The following is a 578-nucleotide window of genomic DNA, read 5'->3' on the forward strand; positions in this document are numbered from 1 at the left end:
CACAACCTCGATACGCTGATGCAGGCGTTGCAGCGCTAGCCAGTCTTGCGATGCACCGAGACGCCGGCGGCGAAGGTCTCCTTCACTGCGCGGTCGTCGCCGAGGATCATCAGGGCGAAGAGCTTTTCCTGCAGGGTCGTCGCCTGGCTCAGGCGATAGTCGATCAGCGGCGTCGCCTTGTAGTCGAGCACCACGAAGTCGGCCTCCTTGCCCGGCTGCAGGTTGCCGATCCGGTCGTCCAGATAGAGCGCTCGTGCGCCGCCGAGGGTGGCGAGATAGAGTGCCTTGAACGCGTCAAGCTTCTGGCCCTGCAGTTGCAACACCTTGTACGCCTCGTTGAGGCTGGCGAGCTGCGAGAAGCTGGTGCCGCCGCCGACATCGGTGCCCAGGCCGACGCGCACACCGAAGCCTTCCACCTTGGCCAGGTCGAACAGGCCGCTGCCGAGGAACAGGTTGGAGGTGGGACAGAACGACACCGCCGAGCCGGTCTCACCGAGGCGTTTGCACTCGTCGTCGCACAGGTGGATGCCGTGGGCGAACACCGAGCGCGGGCCGATCAGGCCGTGGTGGTCGTAGAC

At 65.6% G+C, this 578-nt stretch carries 1 protein-coding gene; it reads right to left on the minus strand.

Annotated elements, in window-relative coordinates; all coding sequences use genetic code 11:
* Nucleotides 1-35 precede the first annotated feature (35 nt).
* Nucleotides 36-578 (minus strand): amidohydrolase family protein (locus ACU8YC_RS25800; RefSeq protein ID WP_446896079.1); only part of this gene is annotated, 543 nt, incomplete at its 5' end.

This window comes from Citrobacter sp. VF227 (genome assembly GCF_052950715.1).